Annotated in this window: 20 protein-coding genes and 2 pseudogenes; 8 read left to right on the top strand and 14 right to left on the bottom strand. The window is 66.4% G+C overall.

The features are described 5' to 3' along the window. Positions 1 to 7 precede the first annotated feature (7 nt). The 5 genes from HWX36_RS09460 to xylA form a co-directional block, all read right to left on the bottom strand. Entirely contained in the window at positions 8 to 1,219 is a 1,212-nt protein-coding gene (locus HWX36_RS09460) for a sugar ABC transporter permease (protein ID WP_175951855.1), read from the bottom strand. After that, complete coding sequence (gene xylG / locus HWX36_RS09455; protein ID WP_175951854.1) at positions 1,216 to 2,775, bottom strand: D-xylose ABC transporter ATP-binding protein; 1,560 nt, start codon at positions 2,773 to 2,775, stop codon at positions 1,216 to 1,218. The genes HWX36_RS09460 and xylG overlap by 4 nt, the downstream gene beginning before the upstream one ends. A gap of 60 nt (positions 2,776 to 2,835) precedes the next feature. Next, positions 2,836 to 3,864 (bottom strand): D-xylose ABC transporter substrate-binding protein, encoded by a 1,029-nt coding sequence (gene xylF / locus HWX36_RS09450; RefSeq protein WP_175951853.1) that lies wholly within the window; start codon positions 3,862 to 3,864, stop codon positions 2,836 to 2,838. A 123-nt stretch (positions 3,865 to 3,987) separates the two neighbouring features. After that, positions 3,988 to 5,466 (bottom strand): xylulokinase, encoded by a 1,479-nt coding sequence (xylB, locus tag HWX36_RS09445; protein WP_175951852.1) that lies wholly within the window; start codon positions 5,464 to 5,466, stop codon positions 3,988 to 3,990. Positions 5,467 to 5,470: 4 nt separating this feature from the next. Continuing rightward, complete coding sequence (xylA, locus tag HWX36_RS09440) at positions 5,471 to 6,793, bottom strand: xylose isomerase (RefSeq protein WP_175951851.1); 1,323 nt, start codon at positions 6,791 to 6,793, stop codon at positions 5,471 to 5,473. A gap of 268 nt (positions 6,794 to 7,061) precedes the next feature. Here xylA and HWX36_RS09435 point away from each other — a divergent pair, with 268 nt between their 5' ends. Together HWX36_RS09435 and HWX36_RS09430 are read left to right on the top strand one after the other, a co-directional pair. Next, entirely contained in the window at positions 7,062 to 8,255 is a 1,194-nt protein-coding gene (locus HWX36_RS09435; protein WP_175951850.1) for a DNA-binding transcriptional regulator, read from the top strand. A 27-nt stretch (positions 8,256 to 8,282) separates the two neighbouring features. Further along, the gene (locus tag HWX36_RS09430; RefSeq protein WP_175951849.1) at positions 8,283 to 9,371 is read left to right on the top strand and encodes an aldose epimerase family protein; all 1,089 of its coding nucleotides are present in this window, start codon (positions 8,283 to 8,285) and stop codon (positions 9,369 to 9,371) included. 44 nt (positions 9,372 to 9,415) lie between these two features. On the opposite strand, the gene HWX36_RS09425 is transcribed toward HWX36_RS09430, so the two are convergent. Genes HWX36_RS09425 through HWX36_RS09410 form a run of 4 tightly spaced genes read right to left on the bottom strand, consistent with a single transcriptional unit; the run spans position 9,416 to position 15,021 of the window. Further along, on the bottom strand, positions 9,416 to 10,537 hold the full coding sequence (locus HWX36_RS09425; RefSeq protein ID WP_175951848.1) for a Rieske 2Fe-2S domain-containing protein: 1,122 nt from the start codon (positions 10,535 to 10,537) through the stop codon (positions 9,416 to 9,418). Positions 10,538 to 10,560: 23 nt separating this feature from the next. Further along, complete coding sequence (locus HWX36_RS09420) at positions 10,561 to 12,261, bottom strand: tryptophan 7-halogenase (RefSeq protein ID WP_175952158.1); 1,701 nt, start codon at positions 12,259 to 12,261, stop codon at positions 10,561 to 10,563. Positions 12,262 to 12,319: 58 nt separating this feature from the next. Further along, positions 12,320 to 13,405, bottom strand: coding sequence for a monodechloroaminopyrrolnitrin synthase PrnB family protein (locus tag HWX36_RS09415; protein ID WP_175951847.1), 1,086 nt, complete (start codon positions 13,403 to 13,405; stop codon positions 12,320 to 12,322). Beyond that, positions 13,405 to 15,021: a tryptophan halogenase family protein gene (locus HWX36_RS09410; RefSeq protein WP_175951846.1), complete on the bottom strand. Its 1,617-nt coding sequence runs from the start codon at positions 15,019 to 15,021 to the stop codon at positions 13,405 to 13,407. The genes HWX36_RS09415 and HWX36_RS09410 overlap by 1 nt, the downstream gene beginning before the upstream one ends. 786 nt (positions 15,022 to 15,807) lie before the next feature. Between HWX36_RS09410 and HWX36_RS09405 the strand changes: the two genes are divergently transcribed. After that, complete coding sequence (locus HWX36_RS09405; RefSeq protein ID WP_175951845.1) at positions 15,808 to 16,410, top strand: LysE family transporter; 603 nt, start codon at positions 15,808 to 15,810, stop codon at positions 16,408 to 16,410. A 20-nt stretch (positions 16,411 to 16,430) separates the two neighbouring features. Here HWX36_RS09405 and HWX36_RS37075 read toward each other — a convergent pair. From HWX36_RS37075 to HWX36_RS09390, 4 genes and pseudogenes are all read right to left on the bottom strand, one after another. After that, positions 16,431 to 16,582 (bottom strand): annotated as a pseudogene (locus HWX36_RS37075) (IS5/IS1182 family transposase); the annotation flags it as partial. Positions 16,583 to 16,908: 326 nt separating this feature from the next. Beyond that, positions 16,909 to 17,169, bottom strand: a complete 261-nt coding sequence (locus tag HWX36_RS09400; RefSeq protein WP_175951844.1) for a hypothetical protein — start codon at positions 17,167 to 17,169, stop codon at positions 16,909 to 16,911. A 158-nt stretch (positions 17,170 to 17,327) separates the two neighbouring features. Next, positions 17,328 to 17,741, bottom strand: a complete 414-nt coding sequence (locus tag HWX36_RS09395) for an Hsp20/alpha crystallin family protein (protein WP_175951843.1) — start codon at positions 17,739 to 17,741, stop codon at positions 17,328 to 17,330. A 35-nt stretch (positions 17,742 to 17,776) separates the two neighbouring features. After that, a complete protein-coding gene (locus HWX36_RS09390; protein WP_175952157.1) occupies positions 17,777 to 18,217 on the bottom strand; it encodes an Hsp20/alpha crystallin family protein in 441 nt (146 codons plus the stop codon). A gap of 511 nt (positions 18,218 to 18,728) precedes the next feature. Here HWX36_RS09390 and HWX36_RS09385 point away from each other — a divergent pair. The 5 genes from HWX36_RS09385 (at position 18,729) to HWX36_RS09365 (ending at position 22,417) form a co-directional block, all read left to right on the top strand. After that, positions 18,729 to 19,046 carry a co-chaperone GroES gene (locus HWX36_RS09385; RefSeq protein ID WP_175951842.1) on the top strand — a complete coding sequence of 106 codons (318 nt, stop codon included), beginning with the start codon at positions 18,729 to 18,731 and terminating at the stop codon, positions 19,044 to 19,046. Between the two features lie 77 nt (positions 19,047 to 19,123). Then, positions 19,124 to 20,746: a chaperonin GroEL gene (groL, locus tag HWX36_RS09380; protein ID WP_175951841.1), complete on the top strand. Its 1,623-nt coding sequence runs from the start codon at positions 19,124 to 19,126 to the stop codon at positions 20,744 to 20,746. Between the two features lie 110 nt (positions 20,747 to 20,856). Continuing rightward, positions 20,857 to 21,111, top strand: a complete 255-nt coding sequence (locus tag HWX36_RS09375; protein WP_175951840.1) for a hypothetical protein — start codon at positions 20,857 to 20,859, stop codon at positions 21,109 to 21,111. Between the two features lie 6 nt (positions 21,112 to 21,117). Further along, positions 21,118 to 21,534: a hypothetical protein gene (locus tag HWX36_RS09370; protein WP_175951839.1), complete on the top strand. Its 417-nt coding sequence runs from the start codon at positions 21,118 to 21,120 to the stop codon at positions 21,532 to 21,534. Between the two features lie 223 nt (positions 21,535 to 21,757). Further along, the gene (locus tag HWX36_RS09365) at positions 21,758 to 22,417 is read left to right on the top strand and encodes a carbonic anhydrase (RefSeq protein ID WP_175951838.1); all 660 of its coding nucleotides are present in this window, start codon (positions 21,758 to 21,760) and stop codon (positions 22,415 to 22,417) included. A 289-nt stretch (positions 22,418 to 22,706) separates the two neighbouring features. On the opposite strand, the pseudogene HWX36_RS09360 reads toward HWX36_RS09365, so the two are convergent. Further along, a pseudogene (locus tag HWX36_RS09360) lies at positions 22,707 to 23,027 on the bottom strand (lipocalin family protein); the annotation flags it as partial. Between the last annotated feature and the right edge of the window lie 139 nt (positions 23,028 to 23,166).

Below are 23,166 nucleotides of genomic sequence, written 5' to 3'. Positions count from 1 at the left end.
AGGCTCATCAGCGCCGGTTCGATCGCGATACCACGTCGATCCACACGGCCAGCACCAGCACCGCGCCCTTGACGATCATCTGCCAGTACGCATCGACGTCGAGCATCGACATGCCGTTGTCGAGGCTCGCCATCACGAGCGCGCCGATCAACGCGCCGTAGACCGTGCCCGATCCGCCGCGCATCGACGTGCCGCCGATGAAGCACGCCGCGATCGCATCGAGCTCGCCCATCGTGCCGGCGGACGGCGAACCCGCCGCCAGCCGCGCCGTGTTCACGAGGCCGGCAAACGCGCACATCAAGCCCATCAGCGCGAATATCGCGAGCTTCACGCGATCGGTATCGACGCCGGACAAGCGCGTCGCCTCGAGGTTCGAGCCGACCGCGTAAACGCGCCGGCCGAATACGGTTTGCGTCGCGATCCACGAGAACACGCCGAGCAACGCGAGCAGCAACAGCACCGGCACCGGAATGCCGCCGTAGCGGTCGAGCGTCGCGACAAACGCAAACAGCACCGCGCCCGCGCCCGCGATCTTCACGCCGTCCTGCCATAGCGGCGCGACCGCGAGCCGGTAGCGCCGCCGCGTGCCGCGCTGCCGCACCACCAGCAGCGTCGCGAGCACGAACAGCAGCATCGCGAGGCCGTCGCCCGCCATGCGCGGCAGATAGCCCTGCCCGATGAACACGAAGCCGTCCGACACCGGCGCGATCGTCGAGCCGCCCGTCACGCCGAGCAGGATTCCGCGAAATGCGAGCATCCCGCCCAGGCCGACGATGAACGACGGCACGCGCCGATAGGTCGACCACCAGCCGTTGAACAGCCCGATCAGCACGCCGAGCGCGAGCACGACCGGCACCGTCGCCGCGACCGGCCAGTGGCGGTTGACGTCGAGGATCGCGGCGACGCCGCCGAGCAGCCCGAGCAGCGAGCCGACCGACAGGTCGATCTCGCCCGCGATGATGACGAACACCATCCCGCACGCGAGCATCCCGGTGATCGACATCTGCCGCAACAGGTTCGATACGTTGCGCGGCGTGACGAACGCGCCGTCCGTCAGCACCGAGAAGAACACCCAGATCGCGACCACCGCGAACAGCAGCGCGAGCACCTTGTAGCGCACGAAGACCTGGCGCAACGGAAGCCCCGCTGCGCGGCCGGCGGGTCGACGCGCTTGTGCATCCGGCGTCGCGGGAGTCGAGGAGGAAAGGTCGGAATTCATGTCGCACTCGCTGCGGTGGGGTCGGTCGGCCGCCGCGCGGGTTTCAGCGCGGCGCCGAGAATCTGTTCCTGCGTGAGGCCCTGGTTGATGAAATCGCCGCGCAGCTCGCCCTCGCCGATCACCAGCACGCGATCGGCCAGCCCGAGCACCTCGGGCAGCTCAGACGACACGACGATCAGCGCGACGCCGCGCTTTGCCAGCGCGAAGATCAGCCGGTAGATCTCCGCCTTCGCGCCCACGTCGACGCCGCGCGTCGGTTCGTCGAGGATCAGCACCTGCGGCTCGGCCAGCAGCATCCTGGCGAGCACCGCCTTCTGCTGGTTGCCGCCGGACAGGCTCGCGATCGGCAGGAACGGATGCGCGGCACGTACCGACAGCCGTTGCATCTCGGTGCGGATCGCATCGAGTTCGGCGGCCGCGTCGATGCGCCCGCGCGCCGCGAAGCGCTGCAACACCGCCAGCGTGATGTTGTGGCCCACGCCGAGTTGCGGCACGATGCCGTGGCGCTTGCGGTCCTCGGGCACCATCGCGATCCCGGCGCGGATCGCGTCGGCCGGCGAACGGATCGACAGCACCCGGCCGTTCATCCGCACGGTCGCCGTGCACGCGCCCGGATACGCGCCGAAGATCGCCTGCATCAGCTCGGTTCGGCCCGCGCCGACGAGCCCGGCGACGCCGAGGATCTCGCCGCGCCGCACGCTGAACGACACGTCGTCGACACGCTTGCGGCGCGTGTTCGTCACGTCGTGACAGATCACGTTCCGCGCTTCCAGCACGACATCGCCGATCTCGTGCGGCTCACGCGGATACAGGTCGCGGATCTCGCGGCCGACCATCATCGCGATGATGCGGTCGGTCGTCAGCGCGTGCATCGGCTCGGTCGCGACGTGACGGCCGTCGCGGATCACGGTGACCGTGTCGCACACGGCCGCGACCTCGTCGAGCTTGTGCGAGATGTACACGCACGCGACGCCGCGCCGCTTCAGGTCACGCACGATGTCGAGCAGGATCCGCGTCTCGGCGGCGCTCAGCGACGACGACGGTTCGTCGAGGATCAGCAGCTTCGCCTGCTTGTTCAGCGCCTTCGCGATCTCGATCAGCTGCTGGTGGCCGCCGCCGTAGTTCATCACCGGCTGCGCGACGTTGATCGTGTCGATCCGCAATTCGCGCAGCAGCGACTCGGCCTGCCGGACCATCGCCGCGAAGTGCATGCGCCCGCCCGGCAGCGTGATCTCGTTGCCGAGGAAGATGTTCTCGGCAACCGACAGTTCGGGGACGAGCATCAGCTCCTGGTGGATGATCGCGATGCCCGCCCGCTCCGTGTCGCGCACGCCGGACGCCGCGAGCGGCGCGCCCTCCCAGCGGATTTCGCCGTCCCACGTGCCGTGCGGATAGACGCCCGACAGCACCTTCATCAGCGTCGATTTGCCCGCGCCGTTCTCGCCGCACAGTCCGACGCATTCGCCGGGCCGCACGGTGAGGTCGATGCCGTCGAGCGCTTTCACGCCGTCGAACGCCTTGACGATGCCGCGCATCGTCAGCAAGGGTTCCGTCATTCGTTCATGCCTCGCAGGATGCGCGCGGGCGCACCGGTGGATGGCCCGCGCGTCGCGCCGTTACTGGCTCGCCAGTTGCGCCTGGGTATAGAAGCCGTCCTTCACGACGACGTCGACGTTGCGCCTGGTCAGCAGCGTCGGCTGCAGCAGCACCGTATCGACCTTCTTCCTGCCGTTGTCGTATTGCGCATTGAACGCGGGCTTCGCGCCCTTCGCGAGATCGACCGCGAGCCTGGCCGCTTCGCTCGCGATCAGCTTGAGCGGCTTGTAGACGGTCATCGTCTGCGTGCCCGCGATCACGCGCTTGACCGCCGCGAGATCCGCGTCCTGCCCGGACACCGGCACCTTGCCGGCCAGATGCTGCGCGGCGAGCGCCTGGATCGCGCCGCCGGCCGTGCCGTCATTCGACGCGACGATCGCATCGATCCGGTTGTTGTTCGCGGTCAGCGCATCCTCGACGATCCGCAGCGCGGTCGACGCGCTCCATTCGGGCACCCATTGCTGGCCGACGACCTTGATGTCGCCGCGATCGATCGCGGGCTTCAGCACCTTCAGCTGGCCCTCGCGCAGCATCTTCGCGTTGTTGTCGGTCGGCGCGCCGCCGAGCAGGAAGTAGTTGCCCTTCGGCTTCGCGTCGAACACGCCCTGCGCCTGCAGCTCGCCGACCTTCTCGTTGTCGAACGAGATGTACGCGTCGACGTCCGCGTCGAGGATCAGCCGGTCGTACGACACGACCTTGATGCCGGCCTTCCTCGCTTCGGCGACGACGTTGCCGAGCGTCTTCGAATTGAACGGCACGATCACGATCACGTCGACGCCGCGCGAAATCAGGTTCTCGATCTGGGAAATCTGCCGCTCCTCGCTCGCGTCGGCCGACTGCACCGACACCTTCGCGCCGAGCTTCGTCGCGGCCGCGACGAAATAGTCGCGATCGCGCGACCAGCGCTCGACGCGCAGGTCGTCGATGCAGAAGCCGATTTCCGGCTTGTCCTTGCTCGCGTGCGCGAGCGGCGTGCCCAGCGCGAGGATCGCCAGCGCAGCGGCGCCGGCAAGCGAACTCAATACGGTACGACGCGTCACGGATCTCATGTCTCCACTCCTTGTTATCGGACAACCTCACGAACGCCGGGCGGCAGCCGAACTGCGCCGCCCGCATCGCGTCACTGCACAACACGGCATCGCGCGACGGGAATCGCGTCGGCGATCCGCACGTCAAGCGCCCGTGGCAAACACCGGTTCGAGCGCGCGATACAACGCGCGAAACGTCGGCCGCCGCACGTCGCGATACCACGCGTGGCGCGCCCTGTCCGGTTCGCGCACCGCGACGACCGGCGGCTGCGGACACACGTCGCCGAGCGGCGCATCCGGTTCGAGCGCGAGATGCGCAAGGCGCGCGGCGCCCAGCGCAGGCCCCACCTCGCCGCCGGCGCGCAAGGTCAGCGCGCGGCCGCTCAGATCGGCGAGCATCTGCGTCCAGTACGCGCTGCGCGAGCCGCCGCCGATCACCGTGATGCTGTCGGGCGAGAGCCCCGCCGCATGCAACGCGTCGATTCCGTCGAGCAGCGCGAATCCGACGCCTTCGAGCGTCGCGTTCGCGAGATCCGCACGCTGCGTGTCGGGCACGAGCCCGTAGAACACGCCCTTCGCATTCACGTCGTTGTGCGGCGTACGCTCGCCGCTCAGGTAAGGCAGGAACCACGGCCGGGTCGCACGTGCATTCGCCTGCGCATCGTCGAGCAGCGCCGCCACGCCGTCGTAACCGGCCAGTTGCGCGGTGAAGTCGACGCAGCCTGCCGCGTTCAGCATCACGGACATCAGGTGCCAGGTCTCCGGCAGCGCATGACAGAAGCTGTGCACGGCCGATTCGGGATTCGCGCGAAACCCGTCGGACACCGCGAAATAGACACCCGACGTGCCGAGCGACAGCAGCGCATCGCCAGGCCGCACGATGCCGACGCCCACCGCGCCGGCCGCGTTGTCGCCGCCGCCGGCCACCACCGGGATCTCGCGCAGCCCGAGCGCGCGCGCGACGGCCGGCAGCAGGGTGCCGGTGACGCGATTGCCTTCGAACACGGCCGGCATCTGTGCGCGCGACAGCCCGCATGCGGCAAGCAGCGTGTCGTCGTAGTCGCGCTTCGCGACGTCGAGCCACAGCGTGCCGGCGGCATCCGACGGATCGGTCGCGAATGCGCCGGTGAGCCGGTAGCGCAGATAGTCCTTCGGCAGCAGCACCCGGGCGATGCGTGCGAATACGTCGGGTTCGTGACGACGTACCCACAGCAGCTTCGGCGCGGTGAAGCCCGGCATCGCGACGTTGCCGGCCACCGCGCGCAGCGCGGGCGCGAGCCGTTCGAGTTCCGCGCACTCGGCGTCCGCGCGGCCGTCGTTCCACAGGATCGCGGGGCGCAGCACGGCGCCATGCGCATCGAGCAGCGTCGCGCCGTGCATCTGGCCGGTCAGTCCCAGCGCGGCGATGTCGCGCGAATCGATGCCCGCGGCGCGCGCATCCGCGACGAGCGCGGCGAGCACGCCGCAGGCGGCGTCCCACCAGTCGAGCGGCGCCTGCTCGGACCAGCGCGGTCGCGGCCGGCTCACCGCGAGCGGGCGGCTCGCGCTCGCGCGCACCGCGCCGTCGCGGTCGAGCAGCACCGCCTTCACGCCCGACGTGCCGAGATCGAGTCCGATGTACATGGCGTCAGCGCAGCCCGTAGATCGCCTGGTTCACGATGTTCTCGAGCCGTTCCTGCGCGCCGCTCGCGTGCCGCGGGGCCACGCCGCGCGCCAGCGCATCGGCCGCGAGCGACTCGAGCGTATAGCCGCCTGACAGGATCTTGCGGCCGAACGCGTCGTCCCATTGCGCGTAGCGCTGCCGGCGCAGCGCCTCGAGCCGGTCGTTCTCGACCAGCACGGCCGCGCGTTCGAGCGCGAGCGCAAGCACGTCGATCGCGCCGACATGGCCGTGGAACAGGTCTTCCGGATCGACGCTCTGGCGCCGCACCTTCGCATCGAAGTTCATCCCGCCGGTCGTGAAACCGCCGTGGCGCAGGATTTCGTAGAACGCGAGCGTCAGCTCCTCGACGCTGTTCGGGAACTGGTCGGTGTCCCAGCCGTTCTGCGGATCGCCCCGGTTCGCGTCGACGCTGCCGAACACGCCGAGCGCGAACGCGTTCGCGATCTCGTGATGGAACGAGTGCCCGGCAAGCGTGGCGTGGTTCGCCTCGATGTTCACGCGAATCTCGTTCTGCAATCCGTACTGCACGAGGAAGCCGTGCACCGTCGCGACATCGTGGTCGTATTGGTGCTTGGTCGGCTCCTGCGGCTTCGGCTCGATCAGCAACGCGCCCTTGAAGCCGATCCGGTGCTTGTGCTCGACGACCATCGACAGGAAGCGGGCAAACTGCTCGCGTTCGCGCTTCAGGTCGGTATTGAGCAGCGTCTCGTATCCTTCCCGCCCGCCCCACAGCACGTAGTTTTCGCCGCCGAGCCGGTGAGTCGCGTCGAGCGCGTGGCACACCTGGGTCGCGGCCCACGCGAACACGTCGGGGTTCGGGTTCGTCGCGGCGCCGGCCGCGAAGCGCGGGTGCGAGAACAGGTTCGCGGTGCCCCACAGCAGCCGCACGCCGCTTGCCTCCTGACGCTCGCCGAGATAGTCGGCCATCCGCGCGAAATTGGCCGCATATTCCCGCAGGCTGTCGCCTTCCGGTGCGACGTCGGTGTCATGGAACGTATAGAACGGCGTGCCGAGCTTCGTGAAGAACTCGAACGCCGCATCCGCCTTCTGCCGCGCCCGCTCGAGCGCATCGCCCGGCTGCTGCCACGGCCGCCGGAACGTGCCTTGCCCGAACATGTCGTTCCCCGGCCATACGAACGTGTGCCAGTAGCAGACCGCGATCCGCAGATGCTCGGCGAGCGTCTTGCCCAGCACGCGCTTCTCGGGGTCGTAATGGCGATAGGCCAGCGGATTGTCCGACTGCGGGCCTTCGTAGCGAATCGCGGGGATGTGTTCGAAATGCGACATGGCGTCTCCGTGCATGGTCTTGTTGCAGCGCAACGCGCGTCGCGGCGACGCACGCGGCCGAATTCGGTTGGCTGGATCGTGCCTGTGCGCCTGCCGGCCGGCAATTGCGAAATTGCGCAGCACGCTTAATGTTTCTTGCCAGCCGCTGCGTGCGGCGCACGTTCCGTCCTACAATCGCCGAACACCAGACCATCGCGCGCCGCCGCCCCGGGCGCGCCCCGGAGACAACGGCGCGGCGTCGCCCCGACGCGCGCGCCCCGAGATCGAGATGACACGCGTCCCTTCCGCCCAGACACCGCATCGCATCGCGCTGCTGTTCAACGCGAACAAGGTCTACGACCGCGAGATCATCAGCGGCATCGGCCAGTACCTGCACACGACGCGCGTCGTGTGGGACCTGTTTCTCGAAGACGACTTCCGCTGCCGGCTCACCGGCATCGAGCGCTTCGACGGCGACGGCATCATCGCGGACTTCGACGATCCCGCCGTCGCCGACGCGCTCGCCGGCTCGCCGCTGCCGATCGTCGCGGTCGGCTCGTCGTACGAGGATCTCGCGCAGTATCCGGACGATGTCCCCTATATCGCGACCGACAACCCGAAGCTCGTATCGCTCGCCTACACGCACCTGATCGGCGCGGGGCTCGCGCATTTCGCGATGTACAGCCTGCCGGTCGCGCAGGAGAACCGCTGGGCGCAACAGCGCGAGCTCGCGTTCGACCGCCTCGCGCGCGCCGACGGGCTGGACGCCCCGATCTACCGCGGGCTGTCGACGAGCGCCTCGGGCTGGAATCACGCCATCGAGCAGCTGATCGGCTGGCTGCATGCGCTGCCGAAACCCGTCGGCGTGATCGCGGTCACCGATGCGCGCGCGCGGCACCTGCTGCAGGCCTGCCTGATCGCAGGCATCGCGGTGCCGGAACAGGTCGCGATCATCGGCATCGACAACGATCCGCTCACACGCACGCTGACGCGCATTCCGTTGTCGTCGGTGATCCAGGGCACCGAGGAAATGGGCCGTACCGCCGCGCACCTGCTGCACCGGATGCTGCGCGGCGCGCGCTTTCCGGGGCAGCGCATTCTCGTGCCGCCGGTCGGCATCAACGTGCTCGAGTCGACCCGCCACCAGCCGCTGGCGAGCCCGCACGTGATGCGTGCACGGCATTTCATTCGCCAGTACGCGTGCCAGGGGATCAAGACCGAACAGGTCGCCGACTATGTCGGCGTATCGCGCTCGCTGCTCGAAGAGCATTTTCGGCGCGAACTGCAACGCACCGTGCACCAGGAGATCCTGCGTCACAAGCTCGAGGCCGCGCAGGCGCTGCTCGCCGGCCGGCAGGCGTCGAGCGCGGAAGTCGCGATCCGTTGCGGGTTCACGTCGCTGCAGTACATGTACGCAGTGTTCAGGCGCGAGCTGGGCTGCACGCCGCGCGAATTCCAGGAACGCGCGGGCGCCCCATGCTGACGCCCGCCGCCAATCTGACCTCCACCCATGCATATCGATACCGCTTCTTCCCACCTGACGCCCGGCGTGGCCCGCGTGCAGTCCGAGCCGTGGGGCGCGTTGCCCGACGGCGAACCCGTGCGACGCTACACGCTGCGCAACGCGCACGGGATGCGTGTCGGCGTCAGCGATCTCGGCGCGACCGTCGTGTCGTGGCTCGCCCCCGACCGCACGGGGCGCCTTGCCGACATCGTGCTCGCACACGACACGCCGGCCGAGTACCTCGAATCCGGCGCGTACCTCGGCGCGACGATCGGCCGATGGGCGAACCGGATCGCCGGTGCGCGCTTCGAGCTCGACGGCGTCGACTACCTGCTCGACCGTAACGAGAACGGCAACCTGCTGCACGGCGGTGCGAACGGCTTTCATCGCGCGCGCTGGGACGTGATCGACGACTGCGGCGGGCTGACCTTGCGGCTCGATTCGCCGGAAGGCGATGCGGGATTCCCCGGCAACGTGAGCGTGCAGGTCCGCTACACGCTCGACGACGACGGCACGCTGACGATCGACTATGTGGGACGGACCGATGCACCGACGCCGCTGAACCTGACGAATCACAGCTACTTCAACCTGAGCGGGCGCCCGGGCAGCGATGTGCGCGGCCATTTGCTGCACATCGATGCCGACGCGTTCCTCGAGGTGGACGACGCGCTGATCCCGACCGGCACGGCCGACGTGACGGGCACCGCGTTCGATTTCCGTCAAAGCGCGCCGATCGGTGCGCGCCTCGACTGGCCGAGTGCGCAACTGGCCCGTGCGCGCGGCTTCGACCACTGCTTCGTCCTGAGCGGCGGCGCGCACGAGGTCCGGCCCGTCGCGCGCATCTACGATCCGGAAAGCGGCCGCGAACTGATCGTGTCGACCGACCAGCGAGGCCTGCAGCTCTACACCGGAAACTATCTCGACGGCATGCGCGTGAGCGGCGGCACGCTTTGCGCGCGACACGCGGCGCTGTGCGTGGAGGCGGGCGGCTTTCCGGATCAAGTCAACATGGCCGGCCTGCGCGACGACGTGATCCTTTATCCGGGCGCCGTCTATCGACAGACCACCCGGTATCGGGTAGCCGTTCGTGCATAGCATGCGCGGCCAGCGTCGCCGGCACCGCGGCCGCGCCGGCCCGACTAGCGCTGCCGACTCGCGCCCTGCCGCTCACATGCGTCGACGCGGTCGACCCAGCCCCGGTAGAACGCGCGGTACTTGAGCACGAGCTTGTCGTACCTGCTGTACGCGCCGCCGCCGTCCGGCTTCATCCCGTTCCAGATTTTGACGTCGTACCCCGCGGCCTGCCTGGTCTGGAGCCCGAACAGCACGAAGTCGGTCGCGCGGCGCAGGGCGCCGCCCACCTTCTTGATCGAGATGAGCATGTGCATGACGTTCTTGCCGTCGCTCACCGGCGTCACACACTGGAGCAGCTTGTATTTGGCGTCTCCATCCAGCGCGACGGTCATGACGCACCCGCCGGGGTAGCCGTCGAAGTGCAGGTTCATCTGCGACATGTTCAGGCCGAGCGCGCGCGACAGCATGCCGAGCGGCCCGAAGTACCGGTTCACGGTGAAGTCGATCCCGGCGCCGAACCACGCGCCCGCCCGGGCCAGCGGCTCGACCTCCGGCCACGGGCGCCAGTCGTCGAAGAGCTTGAGCTCGAAGGCCGAGATCGGGAGCGCATGGACGGGGTTCGCGTGCTGCGCGTCGTAGAAGTTCTCGACGATCCGCAAGACCGCCGTCGTCGTTTCGAATGCGAAATGCAGGTGCATGAAGTCGCCGTTGTCGACGTCGGCCGCGGCGATTTCGGGCAGCGGGTGCTGCGGCTGCGGGGAGCCGTACCAGACCCACACGTAGCCGTAGCGCTCGGTGGTGACCAACGTCGGCTGGCGCGCCCCGCGCGGCACGGGCTCCAGCCGGTGCACCGCCGCGCTGTGGCCGGGAATGTGAACGCACCGGCCCTGCTCGTCGTATCGCCAGTGGTGAAACGGGCACTGGATGCACCCGTCCTTGATCCGCCCGTCGGCCAGGTTCGCGCCAAGGTGCGAACAGTGGCGGTCCATCACCACGGCCCGCCCCGTCGCGCCGCGCCACGCCACGCACGGCCGGCCGAAGAGCGTCAGCGCCGTCGGCTTGTCCTCGAGGTCGTCCGAGCGCATCGCGACGTACCAGCTCGCGGCGACGCGCGTGGTCGCGTCGTAGGCCCCCGACGGATACGCGCCGGCACCCGCCTGATGCAATTGAAATTGAACGTCGTCCATGTCTTCTTGGCAGTGTCGGCCGGCTACTTCAGCGCCAGGCCGATTCGGGTCGTGACGTACGCCCTGAGCAGCGCGAACATCGGGTTGTAGTCGAAGTACTTCTTCACCTCCGCCGGCGCGCTGGTCTGCGTCCAGTGCAGCAGCTTCAGCGCCGGCAGCAGGCTGTACTTCGAGTTGTTGAGCTGCGGTTTGGCCCCGGTGATGCAGTACCCGAAGCCGAACATCGGTCTGGCGAATTCCCGTTCGTTGATGAGGGCGTGAATCCGCGCCGCGGCCTCCCCGGCCGCCTTGCGCCCGGCGCTCACGGCCTCGACCTCGGCCTTGGCGTCGTTGAACAACTGGTAATACCCCTCCATGTCCGCGCACAGGAACCCGAGGTACGGGGCGTCGTTGTCGAGGTGATCGAGGTCACGCTCGTTGCGCGACGCGCGGAACCTCGCGTGGGCCTGCACGAGCCGGAACTGCCCGAGGATCGTGCCGACCGCCCACAGCCGGTGGAACGCGTCCCACAGCCGGAAGTCCGAGAACGCCGTGTAGCAGCAGCTGACGAAGTCGTCGTTGTGGTCCAGGAGCTTCTGCTGCAGGCGCTCGATGTACTCGAAGCGCTCAGGGGAGAAGTCGTCGTCGCGCAGCGCCTTGATGAGGCGCGCCGCGAGCGCGTGGATGGTCACCGCGGTGTTCTCGAGCCCCCGGGAGAAGAGCGGGTCGATGAACCCGTTCGCGTGCAGCATCAGGCAGTAGCGGTCGCCGACGCAGGCGCTCGACGAGAATTGCAGGCGGTCGGTCTTGACCCAGTCGCGCACCGGCACGGCGTCCCGGAACTGCGCCGCGATGCTCGGGAACCGCGCGAGGAACTCGTCGAATTCCTGCTGCGCAGGGATGTCCGTTTTCGGGTAGACCCGCGGGTCGAGCTGCAGGCCGACACTCACCAGGTTGTTGGTCGACCTCGCGTGATTGTTGAACGGAATCACCCACAGCCAGCCGCCCTCGAACATGTGGTGCAAGGTCCCCTCGTGCCAGCGCCAGCGCTGCCCCTTGACCTTGAAGATGTCGTCGAACGGCTTGACTCCGAGCATGTGCGTGTAGAGGCTGCGCGAGTGCGTCTTGAAGCGGCACGGCTCTTCGCGGAGCTTGAATTGGGTCGCGAGCGGCGCGCGGGGTCCGCCGCAGTCGATCATGTACCGGCCGGTGAACCGTTCGCCCCGGGCAGTGGCCACCGCGACGCCGTCCTTGTCGGCGTGGTATTCGGTCACGTTCGTCTTCTGGCGGACCGTGCAGCCGTATTTGATGGCGGCTTGCAACAGGTAGGCGTCGACGTCTTGCCGGTAATAATGGCTCTCCGGACCCCACGGCAGCTCGGGAATGACGCACTGCGTGAACTCCTTCGGATCGTGCTCCTGGCCGGGCTTGTGGAACACGAAGCCGAAGTTGCGCTTGATGCCCGTGCTCGACGCGACGTAACGCTGCGTCGCATAGAACGACGTGATGTGGTCCAGCTCCGGAATGCCGTAGCGATCGGCGATGATGCGGTTCATCAAGGACGTCTCGGGGATCGACGATTCGCCGATCGTGAACCGTGGGTGCGACGACTCCTCGACGATCAGGACACGAAACTTCTGTTTGGCCAGGATGGCCCCCATCTGGGTGCCGGACATACCCGAACCGAGGATGATCACGTCGAAGTGGTTGCTATCGCGCTCGTTCGCGGTGCGCATCTGAGTCATGGGGGCAAGCTCTCCTTGTGGGATGGAACACATGGCCGCGCGCATCGGGCATCGGGTGTCAGGGCGAGTCGAGCGCGGCGCGCAGGCGGGACCGCGCGGCCCGCGTGAGCGTGAGGAGATCGCCGAGCATGCTGGGCGCGTATCCCCCGCTGCCGATCGTCGGGCCGCTTCGCCCGGCTTCGTACGTCCGCTCCGCCAGCTTGAGGTGCGGCGCCCGGAAGTGCAGCAGGACCTCGAAAACTCGCTCGAGCGCCGCCAGCCCGGCCCCGACGGGCTCGCCCCGCACGCGGGCCGCTTGCGCCTCGTCGAGCGCGCGCTCGACGAGCGCCGGCCCCCCGGCGAACCGGGCGTAGATCGCCCTGAACGCGGGAAGCACATAGGGCAGGTACGTCTCCTTGAATTCCCGATAACCCGGGTGGTCCGATTGCGAGCCCCACAGGACGTGCTCCAGCACGAAGAGGGGCATTTCCACGGCGCCGGGGCCGAGGTAGCTCAGGCCCCCGACTCGAATCGGGTCGTAGTAGGGGCGGAGCTCGTCGTAGAAGACTTGCGGCGAGATGAAGCGGTAGGCGTAGACGATCGATTCGACCATTTTCTGGAGACAGGCCGCCAGCTCGACGCACCCATGCTCGAACGCGGGCGACCGCAGGGGCACCTCGGTCAGCTCGACGGTCAACGCGATGGCCGCCTCGAGGGACGCCATCGAGATGCGTACGCTCTCGAGCAGGTGCGCTTCGTCGCACAGCCCGGTGTAGCTCCGTTGCGCGTCGGCCGCCGCGGGGTTCCAGACCGTCACGTGCAGGAGCGTCTCGCGCGGCGGCAGGTCGGTCACGCGCGCCAGGTCGAGCAGCACCGGCTCGAGCCCGGGCACGGCGTCCACGGGCTCGTGTCCGTGCCGCTTGAGCGACCCCAGGAAGAACCCGATGTCCCGCATCGCGGCGGCCGCTTCGACGAAGCCCCAGCCGGATGGCACGCCGCCCGCCGGAAGGAACGCCCGCAACAGGCCGACGATGCCGGGCACGTCCTTCTTGCGATTCAGGCCCGGCAGCTGCAGAACGAGCGAGCGTGCGTGCAGCGGATCGCAGGCCGCCACCGCGGCGTGCGTGGCCGCGAATGCGCATACCCGGCCCGGGGCGCGCTCCACTACAGGATCTCCGGCGCCGCGACCGCCGGCCCGGGCTGGCTGCGAGCGCGCCCCGCGCCGCCCTCACGCAGCGAGCGCAGGTAGTCGTGGTTCGTCGGCAGGCTCGTGCGCAGACGCTCGGCCTCGCGCCGGATGCGGGCGAACATCGCCTCGGCCTTGTCGATCGACTCCGGCCGGTGCCGCAAGAGCGGCAGCGAACGGTCGGGCAGCAGCCCCAGGCCGGCAAAGATGCAGTAGTAGTTTCCGTTCAACCAGAAGTTCTTGAATTCGTAGTCGAACGTTTCGTAGTACGTGGCGTCGTCGAATGACGTGGTGGTCAGCGGCAGCCCCGCCTTGTAACGCTCGACCTTCTCCTGGATGGCGTCCGAGAGCCGCAGTTCGTGCCGGTTCGCACGCCAGAACGGTGTGTCTTCACGCGACGTGGTGAAATAGTGCGCCTGGACGAAATCCCGGCAGTCGTCGAACATGTAGACGATCTCGGCGTTGAACGCGTCTCTCAGCCGCGGATCGAACGCGGTGTCGGGGAAGTGCTTCACGAGCTGGTAAAGCGCCGCGTAGATGAAGTAGATCCCCGTCGATTCCAGCGGCTCCAGGAAGCACGACGACAGCCCGATCGCGACGCAGTTGTTGACCCACGCGCGCCCGTTGCGCCCGACGCGGAACTTGATCTGGTTGAGCGGCTGCTTGTCCGAGAGGCCCCAGAGGTTGAGGAAGTCGGCGGTAGCCTGGTCGCGCGAGGTGAACTTGCTCGAGAAGACGTAGCCGCTGCCGAACCGGCCCAGCATCGGAATCTTCCAGGTCCACCCCGAGTTCATGGCGATCGCGGAGGTGTACGGCTCGATCCCCACGCGCGCGTCGTCGTTGGGCACGGCGCTGGCGACCGCGCTGTCGCACAGCAGGTAGTCGGACATGTCGATGAAGGGCTCCTTCAGGGCCTGGTTGATCAAGAGCCCCCGCATGCCGGAGCAGTCGATGAACAGGTCCGCCTCCAGCGTCCGACCTTCCTTGGTGGACAGGCTGGAGAGGTAGCCGCGCTCGTCCAGGTGAACCTCCACGACCTCGTCGACCACGCGTTTCACCCCGCGCTCGACGGCCCAGCGCTTCAGGAAATCGGCCACCAGGTGCGCGTCGAAGTGCCACGCGTGGGGCATCTGGCGGGTGCCGTCGGGCAGGCACGGCGCCAGCTTGCGGTCGAGCGCCTCGGGCTGCGGGTAGCAGGCGTACTCCATCGGCTGCCGGAAACCCTGTTCGCGCTTGCGCAGCCAGTAGTGGGTAAGCGGCACGCCGTCGCAGTTCGGCACGCTGCCGAACAAATGGTAGAAGGAATCGTCGCGCGAGCGGTCGGGGGACTGCCTCCAGTTCACGAACTTGATGGCGGCCTTGAACGCGCCGTTCACCTGGGGCATCCACTCCCGCTCCGGTATCCCGAGGAAGTCGAAGAACACCTTCTGCAAATTCGGGATGGTCGCCTCGCCCACGCCGATCCGGGGGATCGCCTCGGACTCGATGAGCGTGATGTTCACTTGCTGCTGGAGCGCCCGGACGAGGTACGAGGCGGACATCCAGCCCGCGGTGCCGCCGCCCACGATGACGATATTCTTGATCGGATTGCTCATGACACGCTTCCCATAGGATTGAAAACCCGAATGGACTTCTGCGAGGTGGCCAACTGATCCGCATTCAGAGTAATCCGGCAATTATTTAAATCACACTGATATATTTGACAGGATTTTTATTTTTTGCACCAAATTACATTACGCCATCACAACACGAAACACCATACACACATAAAATAAATAACCTCGAAATTTGGCTTAATTCGATGGTTAGTGCGCGATTATTAAACGATCCCTATTTCATGCTCTTGCCAGGCGTTCAAGCTGGCGCCGCCGCATTACCGAACTCGGCAGCACAATATTGCACGATGAAGAAATACAAATCAGCCGATTGCGGTAATTTCGACCTGTAACTTTAAAATTTCACGACCAATGGCAATTACTACTGCATGCTCGTCGATCCAAATCGGGTTCCGGAGAAATCAAATCCCAGGCTCGCATACCACGATGAGTGGATAAAGCAAGCACTCTCGGCATTTCGTGATCTCAAACGCGAGAAAGAAAAGTTGCCGGCGCAGCTCCCTGCCACCTATGATGGCCTGACAATTATGGGTACCGGCACCATCGCCTTGCCGGCGCGATCCTGCCGGGACCCACTTCGTTGCCGGCAGGGGCCAACGGAATCGCGACGTCAAAGAAGGCGCGGTTCCCCTGTGCCCTCGGCGCCGCACTGTCGGTCGTGCGTCGAGATTCCGGCAGCGCATACAGATTCACTCTTCGCCACTCGCAGCCATGGCGCAACCAGTCGCTTCACGAAGCAAATCGCTGGAAAGACGAGGTGAGTCCATGTTGACATTGAGTCCCATGCTAAAAATGTCGTTCTACGTCGCCATTGTGCTGCTGGTACCCGGGCCGACCAACACGCTGCTGCTTTCTGCCGGGCTCAAGCTGAATCTGCGCGGTGCGTGCCGGCTGGTCGCGGCGGAGGCGTCAGGCTATGTGATAGCCATTGCGGCATGGGGATTCTTTCTCTGGTCTTTGGCGGCGCAATACCCATGGATTGTCAGTTGCGTCAAGCTGATCAGCTCCATGTTCATCCTCTACCTCGCAGTGAACATGTGGCTTAAAGGCGCCGACTTCGATGCTGCCGACTCAGCCCCCCTGGGGTTCCGGGGGCTTTTCTTTGCAACCCTGATGAATCCCAAGGCGTTGCTATTTTCAAGCGCAATTTTCCCGGAATCCGCATTCCAATCGCTCGAGATTTTCTTGTGGTCGACAGGCGTATTTCTGATCACCCTGATTCCGATCGGGCTGATATGGTCTCGGTCGGGGCGGCTGCTGCTGATGAATCGTGCGGAGGGTCGATTGGCTTCCATCGTGTTACGGTGCTCCTCGCTGGTGTTGCTGACGTTCGCAGCAACGCTGGCCAGTTCGGTGCTCAATCGATGAGGCGGCCGTGGCGCGCCTTTCCTTCGCAGGTTCTTCGCGATCACCCGGTTCGCCGAAGCGAACCCGCTGAATAATCGCACCGTGTTCTTGACGAGCCCTTGTAGCGCACCTTGCGACGGTGGAACACGTGCTTGACGATATGAAACGGATCGGATTTCCTGCTCGACAGCCTCGTCATTCAAGCGAACCTGCCGGAAAGCGTCCATTCGATGGACGGCGGCGTCCGACGCCGTGGGCGTGATGGCGACGCCGCGGGAATACGCGTCGATTCCGACCGTACAGTGCACCTGCCATGAGGTGAACGCCGCACATCGGGACGACATGCAGAGCATGTCGTCCCGATGCGGCTTACTCGCCCGTTACAGCCGGGACGCTCGCGCAACGCCGCAGGCGCCGCTGGACACCTACGGGCCGGCCTGCATGCCGACAACCGTTGATGACGGGACGCGCGTCGTGGCCCGACCGCTTCGCGGCTCGGCGCGCGTCAGGGCGGCATCGTCATGCGTCGGGATGCATGCCGGAAACCGGCGGCCCGAGGATGCCCGCATGCACGGGCCCCGGCGTGCTGCCCGGGTGAAGCGCGTCGAGAAACCGGCGCCCCTTGTGCGTCAGGTAAGCATGGCGCCTGCCCGCGGCGCCATGCTCCAGCATGACCAGCTGGCGCTCGAGCAGCGCGTCGAGCTCAGTTCGGTGCAGGTCGATCTGGTCCGGCGCCTCGCGGACCAGCATCAGGGTCGCAAATTCGTGTGGGCTGAGCATGTCCATTTCCTGTCAACGATGGAATCGCGAGTCGCGGCGGGGCGCGAAAGCCAACCGCGGCGTGCAAGCCTGACCCCGCCCGCGGCATCGCACGGCCGACCGCCGGCGCAGCACCGCGCACCGTGCTGCGCCGGTCCGTGCCGTGCCGATACGTCGGCCTATCCGACGCTCACCTGGATGCGTCGCGGTTTCGCCTCCTCGCGGCGCGGAATGGTCAGCTTGAGCACCCCGTCGCGCAGTTGCGCATCGATGCGCGAGACGTCGAAGTCAGGGCTGATGGTGAACGCCCGCCAGAAGCGCGGATGACGCACTTCGCCGTGCTGCAGCCGCAGTCCGGCCGGCGTCGGGATGACGGCTTCGGCCTCGACGGTCAGGTTGCCGTCCCGCACCTGCACGTCGAGCTTTTCGCGGGGCACGCCCGGCAGGTCCGCGTACAGCGTGATGCCGCGGTTGTCCTCGAAGACGTCGACGGCGGGCGCGACACGGGTGAGCGGCTTCGCCGGCGCCTCGCCGGCGGGGCCGGCAACATCGGTGCCGGCCCCGCGCGTCGTCAGTTCGTTGCTGTCGTTCATGATGTCCTCCGTTCGTTAGGTATCTGGATCAATCCTCACTGGACAGCAATGGCGCGCGGCTTCGAAGCCTCGGAGCGCCCGACGCTGATGGTCAGGCAACCGTTCACATAGCGCGCGTTGACCTTGTCCGGATCGGCGTGCTGCGGCAACTCGATGACCCGCCGGAACGCGCCCATGAAGCGCTCCCGCGCATAGACGCGCGTTTCGGCGTCCTCGTTCGACTCGGGCGGCTTGCGCTCGCCGCTGATCGTCAGCAGCCCCTTGTCGATCGAGACGTCGATCGCGGCCGGATCGAGCCCCGGCGCGAATGCGACGATCTCGATGCTGTCGTCGGTGCTGCCGATGTTCACCGCAGGGAAGGTTTCACTGCGCGTGGCGCGCAGACTGGCGGGATACCCCGCGAAGAGGCTGGCCATCTGCCGTTGCAGGCGGTCGAATTCGCCCAGCAGATCGGTGCCGAAGAGAAAATCGCTCATGACTGGCTCCTTGAATCGGGGGCCCTTCACGAGAGGCGAACGGAACCACGCGCTCCAGTTCGCCTGCCCGTGGGAAACCCCGCAAACAAACAAATCGAAACACGCAGCGCTTAGCGCGACTGCCTTGGCGATCCGTAACATAGCGCAAGAAGCGGAAATTTCAAGAGGCGGTTCGACAGCCCGTCCCGCGACGCTTCACGGGCCTCGCCGACAGGCTTCGGGAACCGGCGGAGCGGGTGCGCATGCCGCCCGTCCCGGCACGATCACGGCCGCTGCGCAGGCAATACGCCGCACGCCTCATCGCCTCGGAAAGGGCCGCCGCCCCCCGACGCCAGGCTGAAACAAATTGTTACAAACAGGCATTTTGGCGCCCTCTTGAAGCGTGCGGCGGGCGCCTCTATTTCGGTTCCCGCCAGACAGTGGCGCGGCTGCCCGGCGGCGACGCACGAGTCGCGGCGGCCGGCAGCCGGATTCCCTTTTTCGTGAACGTTCAATCGCTCAGGAGATGAGAATGCAGATTCGCCCCCTCTACGACCGGGTTATCGTCAAGCGAATCGAGACGCAGCGGACGACGGCGTCGGGCATCGTGATTCCCGACTCGGCCGCGGAAAAGCCCGAACAAGGCGAAGTCATCGCGGTCGGCAGCGGCCGGCTGCTCCAGGATGGAACGCTGCGTGCGCTCCAGTTGAAAGTCGGCGATCAGGTGCTCTTCGGCAAATACGCGGGGCAGACCGTCAAGGTCGATGGCGAGGAACTCCTCGTCATGCGCGAGGAGGACGTCATGGGCGTCCTCGAGGCCGACGCCGGCACCGCCCGCAAGGCCGCCTGAAAACCCAAACCGGTCGCGAACACCCGAGCGGTGGTTCGCGACGCGTTGAGTCAACGACTATGATCCGGAGTCCAAACATGAGTGCAAAAGACGTCAAATTCCACGACAGTGCCCGCGGCCGCATCGTCAAGGGCGTGAACGTGCTCGCCGACGCCGTGAAGGTCACGCTCGGGCCGAAGGGCCGCAACGTGCTGATCGAGCGCGGCTTCGGCGCGCCCGTCATCACGAAGGACGGCGTGTCGGTCGCGAAGGAAATCGAGCTGAAGGAGCGCTTCGAAAACATGGGGGCGCAGATCGTCAAGCAGGTCGCATCGAAGACCGCCGATGTGGCCGGCGACGGCACCACCACGGCCACCGTGCTCGCGCAGGCGATCGTGCAGGAAGGCATGAAGCACGTCGCCGCCGGCGTGAACCCGATGGACCTGAAGCGCGGCATCGACAAGGCGGTGGCCGCCGTGCTCGACGCGCTTCGCGACCTGTCGAAGCCGATTTCCACGAGCAAGGAAATCGCGCAGGTCGGCTCGATCTCGGCGAACGCCGACGAAGCGATCGGCAAGATAATCGCCGACGCAATGGAGAAGGTCGGCAAGGAAGGGGTCATCACGGTCGAGGACGGCAAGTCCCTCGACAACGAACTGGATGTCGTCGAGGGGATGCAGTTCGACCGCGGCTACGTCAGCCCCTACTTCATCAACGATCCCGACAAGCAGGCGGCCTACCTGGACGACGCGCTGATCCTGCTGCACGACAAGAAGATCTCGAACGTCCGGGATCTGCTGCCCGTGCTCGAGGCGACCTCGAAGGCAGGCAAGCCCCTGTTGATCGTGGCGGAAGACATCGAAGGCGAAGCCCTGGCCACGCTCGTGGTGAACGCGATGCGAGGCATCCTGAAAGTCGCGGCCGTCAAGGCGCCCGGGTTCGGCGACCGTCGCAAGGCGATGCTGGAGGATATCGCCATCCTGACCGGCGCAACCGTCATCTCGGAAGAGACCGGCAAGCAGCTGCAAAAGGCAACCCTCGAGGATCTGGGGCAGGCAAAGCGCGTCGAGGTGCGCAAGGACGACACGATCATCATCGACGGCGCGGGCGACGAGCAGCGCATCGATGCGCGCGTGAAGTCCATCCGCACGCAGATCGACGAAGCCACCAGCGACTACGATCGCGAGAAGCTCCAGGAACGCGTCGCGAAGCTCGCGGGCGGCGTGGCCGTCATCAAGGTCGGAGCGGCGACCGAAGTCGAGATGAAGGAGAAGAAAGACCGCGTGGACGACGCGCTGCACGCCACGCGCGCGGCGGTCGAGGAAGGGATCGTGCCGGGCGGCGGCGTGGCGCTGCTGCGCGCGCGTTCGACGGTCACGGGCCTGAAAGGCGCCAACAGCGACCAGGACGCGGGGATCCATATCGTGCTGCGCGCGCTCGAAGCGCCGCTGCGCGTCATCGCGTCGAATGCCGGGGACGAGCCGTCGGTCGTCATCGCGAAGGTACTGGAAGGCACGGGCAACTTCGGCTACAACGCGGCCACCGGCGAGTTCGTCGACCTCGTCGAAGCCGGTGTCGTCGATCCCACCAAGGTGACGCGCACTGCATTGCAAAATGCCGCGTCGATCGCCGGCCTGATCCTCACGACCGACGCATCGGTTGCCGACGCGCCCAAGGACGAGAAGGCGGCGCCGCACGCGGCACCGGCGCTCGAGTACTGACCTGCCGGCGGTTCGTGTCTGCGCCGGCTGAAACAGTCGCGGCCGGCGCAACGCGTTCGGCGCCGCACGCGCGATGCGGGCTGCGGCGCCGCTTTTTGCCCGGAATCGACATGAAACTCGTCCTTCACATTGATTCGAAACCGCTCGACATCGAGATCGACGATGTCCTGGCCGGGTTGCTGGCCGCCCGCCTCGAGCTTCCCGGCGGCGCCGCCAACCAGGATGCGCTCGCACAGTATCTTGGCAAAAAGGGCGAACCCTGGATGCTCGACGAAGAACATATGCGAAAGCGCATCTTCCGTCGGCTGATCCTGGACATCGCGGATCCGGCGCTGATCATCAGTTATCTCATGGCAAACGATTGAGGCCGCGTGGCCGTGGCGTTCCTCGCCCGGCGGCGGCGCCTGCGTCGACGCGACCTCGAAACGGCTCACCGCGCTGCGGAATCCCCTGTCACCATGCCCGGCAATATACATTCGCCGGTTCCCGCTCCGACCCGGCTACCGGTCGGCGTGCTCGGAATCGATTACCTCAAGTTTTTACAGCTTTCGGTCGACGATGCGATGCTGTTCGACATCGATGCGCTGGAAGAAGCCATCACATCCATCCGCTCGAATTCGATGCGTGCGGCACGGCCGGCAATGAAAGTGTTCTTCGACGGCTGCAGGTTCTGGCTCGCCAGTCACTTTCATCGCTACGAGGCGGCCCGTCGGCTCGGTGCGCGTCACCAGGAATTCTTCTGCGAGATCATGCCGGGCCGGAAGGCCGACGCCACCGGCCGCACCTGAATCGTTCCCGGATTCCCTGACCGGCTACCCGGACAGCAACCCCTAAATTATTAGAGATACTTATGTTTGTTCGAATGGATATTCGTCCCGGCTTCCCGGGGCAGGTATCGGGCGATGCTGCTCGCCATGCCTGCACGCGCGTGATATCTGCATTATGATGCTCGCCGCGTAGGCGTACCTGCTACTGCTGCGCTGATCATACGTCTGAAGTTCTGGAGCGAGCATGCGAGACATCATCGATGGCTTTTTGCGTTTTCAACGCGACATCTACCCGCAACGCGAGGCGCTTTTCAAGCAACTCGCCACGTCACAAAACCCCAAGGCGCTGTTCGTCACGTGCTCCGACAGCCGTGTCGTCCCTGAACTGCTCACTCAACGCGAGCCGGGCGAACTGTTCGTGATCCGCAATGCAGGCAATATCGTGCCGTCGTACGGCCCGGAACCCGGCGGCGTGTCCGCCACCGTGGAATACGCGGTCGCCGTTCTCGGCGTTCGGGATATCGTGATCTGCGGCCACTCCGATTGCGGCGCGATGGGCGCGATTTCGCGCTGCACCTGCCTCGATCATCTGCCGGCCGTCGCGAACTGGCTGCGTCATGCCGATTCCGCGCGAGTCATCAACGCCGCGCACGAATACGACACGCCGCGCGCGAAACTCGACGGGCTCGTGCGCGAAAACGTGATCGCACAGCTGGCGAACCTGCGCACCCACCCTTCAGTCGCGCTTGCGCTGGAGCAAGGACGCCTGAATCTGCACGGCTGGGTCTACGACATCGAAACGGGCGGCATCGACGCGCTGGACGGCACCACCCAACGTTTCGTCCCGCTGGCCGAGTCGCCCACGGTGGTCGCCGTGAACTCGCGCGACCGCGCCCAGATCTAGCCCGCCGACTGTTCGCGCCCGATGCCCGGCATCGGGCGTGCACGACGATCCGCCAAACGGAGCGAGAGCGGGAACGCGCGCCGGTTCGTATCGCCCCACCCCACGCGCGAGTCTCACGGCGTCAATGCGGACGCCGCACCACGTTGACGGGCATCGACACCATCACGCCGGCTCCATCGGCGTTATCCCGCCTTTCGCCGTCGCCATCGGCCACGGCTCCACGCATACGCGGGGTTCGGCGTTGCGCCGGGCCCGATGGCGCCGTGCACGCGTGCTGCGTGCGGTCGCCCTAATGCGCAGTGCGCCGCAACATCGTCGTGTCGTAACCGAGCGCCCCAACCCGTTCGACAAGCGCCGCGACCTGTTCGGCGGAGGGCTTCGCGGCGCGCGTCAGGATCCACAGGAACCGACCCGACGGTTCACCGACGATCGACCACGCGTAGTCGTCGGCGCGATCGAGCACCCAGTAATCGCCGAAGAAGAACGGCCCGAAGAACGACACTTTCAGCTTTGCGTTGCCGCTGTCGGCCACGATCCTTGCGCGCCCGTCGGCGGTTCGCGCGCGGCCGGCCGGCCCGCCTTCGCGGCAGGTATTGCGCACGCCGACTATTACTACAGCCGTAGATTTTTTTGCTATAGTTCTTCAGTACTACTACATGAGTATAAGCCGATGCGGGCGATTGCGAAATCGTGGGAACGTGAACTGTACGCATTGCATGAACGTCTCGGACACCTGTTCAGACGCCCCG

It is taken from the genome of Burkholderia sp. BCC0405 (assembly GCF_902833075.1).
In the GTDB taxonomy this organism is placed as follows: Bacteria; Pseudomonadota; Gammaproteobacteria; order Burkholderiales; family Burkholderiaceae; genus Burkholderia.
Note: the sequence above shows the minus strand (reverse complement) of the source record. Positions and strands in the feature narration are given on the sequence as shown.

Bases quoted from the DNA above. Each gene is read 5' to 3' on its own strand.
- HWX36_RS09460 (WP_175951855.1), bottom strand. From the start codon at position 1,219: ATGAATTCCGACCTTTCCTCCTCGACTCCCGCGACGCCGGATGCACAA.
- xylG (WP_175951854.1), bottom strand. From the start codon at position 2,775: ATGACGGAACCCTTGCTGACGATGCGCGGCATCGTCAAGGCGTTCGAC.
- xylF (WP_175951853.1), bottom strand. From the start codon at position 3,864: ATGAGATCCGTGACGCGTCGTACCGTATTGAGTTCGCTTGCCGGCGCC.
- xylB (WP_175951852.1), bottom strand. From the start codon at position 5,466: ATGTACATCGGACTCGATCTCGGCACGTCGGGCGTGAAGGCGGTGCTG.
- xylA (WP_175951851.1), bottom strand. From the start codon at position 6,793: ATGTCGCATTTCGAACACATCCCCGCGATTCGCTACGAAGGCCCGCAG.
- HWX36_RS09435 (WP_175951850.1), top strand. From the start codon at position 7,062: ATGACACGCGTCCCTTCCGCCCAGACACCGCATCGCATCGCGCTGCTG.
- HWX36_RS09430 (WP_175951849.1), top strand. From the start codon at position 8,283: ATGCATATCGATACCGCTTCTTCCCACCTGACGCCCGGCGTGGCCCGC.
- HWX36_RS09425 (WP_175951848.1), bottom strand. From the start codon at position 10,537: ATGGACGACGTTCAATTTCAATTGCATCAGGCGGGTGCCGGCGCGTAT.
- HWX36_RS09420 (WP_175952158.1), bottom strand. From the start codon at position 12,261: ATGACTCAGATGCGCACCGCGAACGAGCGCGATAGCAACCACTTCGAC.
- HWX36_RS09410 (WP_175951846.1), bottom strand. From the start codon at position 15,021: ATGAGCAATCCGATCAAGAATATCGTCATCGTGGGCGGCGGCACCGCG.
- HWX36_RS09405 (WP_175951845.1), top strand. From the start codon at position 15,808: ATGTTGACATTGAGTCCCATGCTAAAAATGTCGTTCTACGTCGCCATT.
- HWX36_RS09400 (WP_175951844.1), bottom strand. From the start codon at position 17,169: ATGCTCAGCCCACACGAATTTGCGACCCTGATGCTGGTCCGCGAGGCG.
- HWX36_RS09395 (WP_175951843.1), bottom strand. From the start codon at position 17,741: ATGAACGACAGCAACGAACTGACGACGCGCGGGGCCGGCACCGATGTT.
- HWX36_RS09390 (WP_175952157.1), bottom strand. From the start codon at position 18,217: ATGAGCGATTTTCTCTTCGGCACCGATCTGCTGGGCGAATTCGACCGC.
- HWX36_RS09385 (WP_175951842.1), top strand. From the start codon at position 18,729: ATGCAGATTCGCCCCCTCTACGACCGGGTTATCGTCAAGCGAATCGAG.
- groL (WP_175951841.1), top strand. From the start codon at position 19,124: ATGAGTGCAAAAGACGTCAAATTCCACGACAGTGCCCGCGGCCGCATC.
- HWX36_RS09375 (WP_175951840.1), top strand. From the start codon at position 20,857: ATGAAACTCGTCCTTCACATTGATTCGAAACCGCTCGACATCGAGATC.
- HWX36_RS09365 (WP_175951838.1), top strand. From the start codon at position 21,758: ATGCGAGACATCATCGATGGCTTTTTGCGTTTTCAACGCGACATCTAC.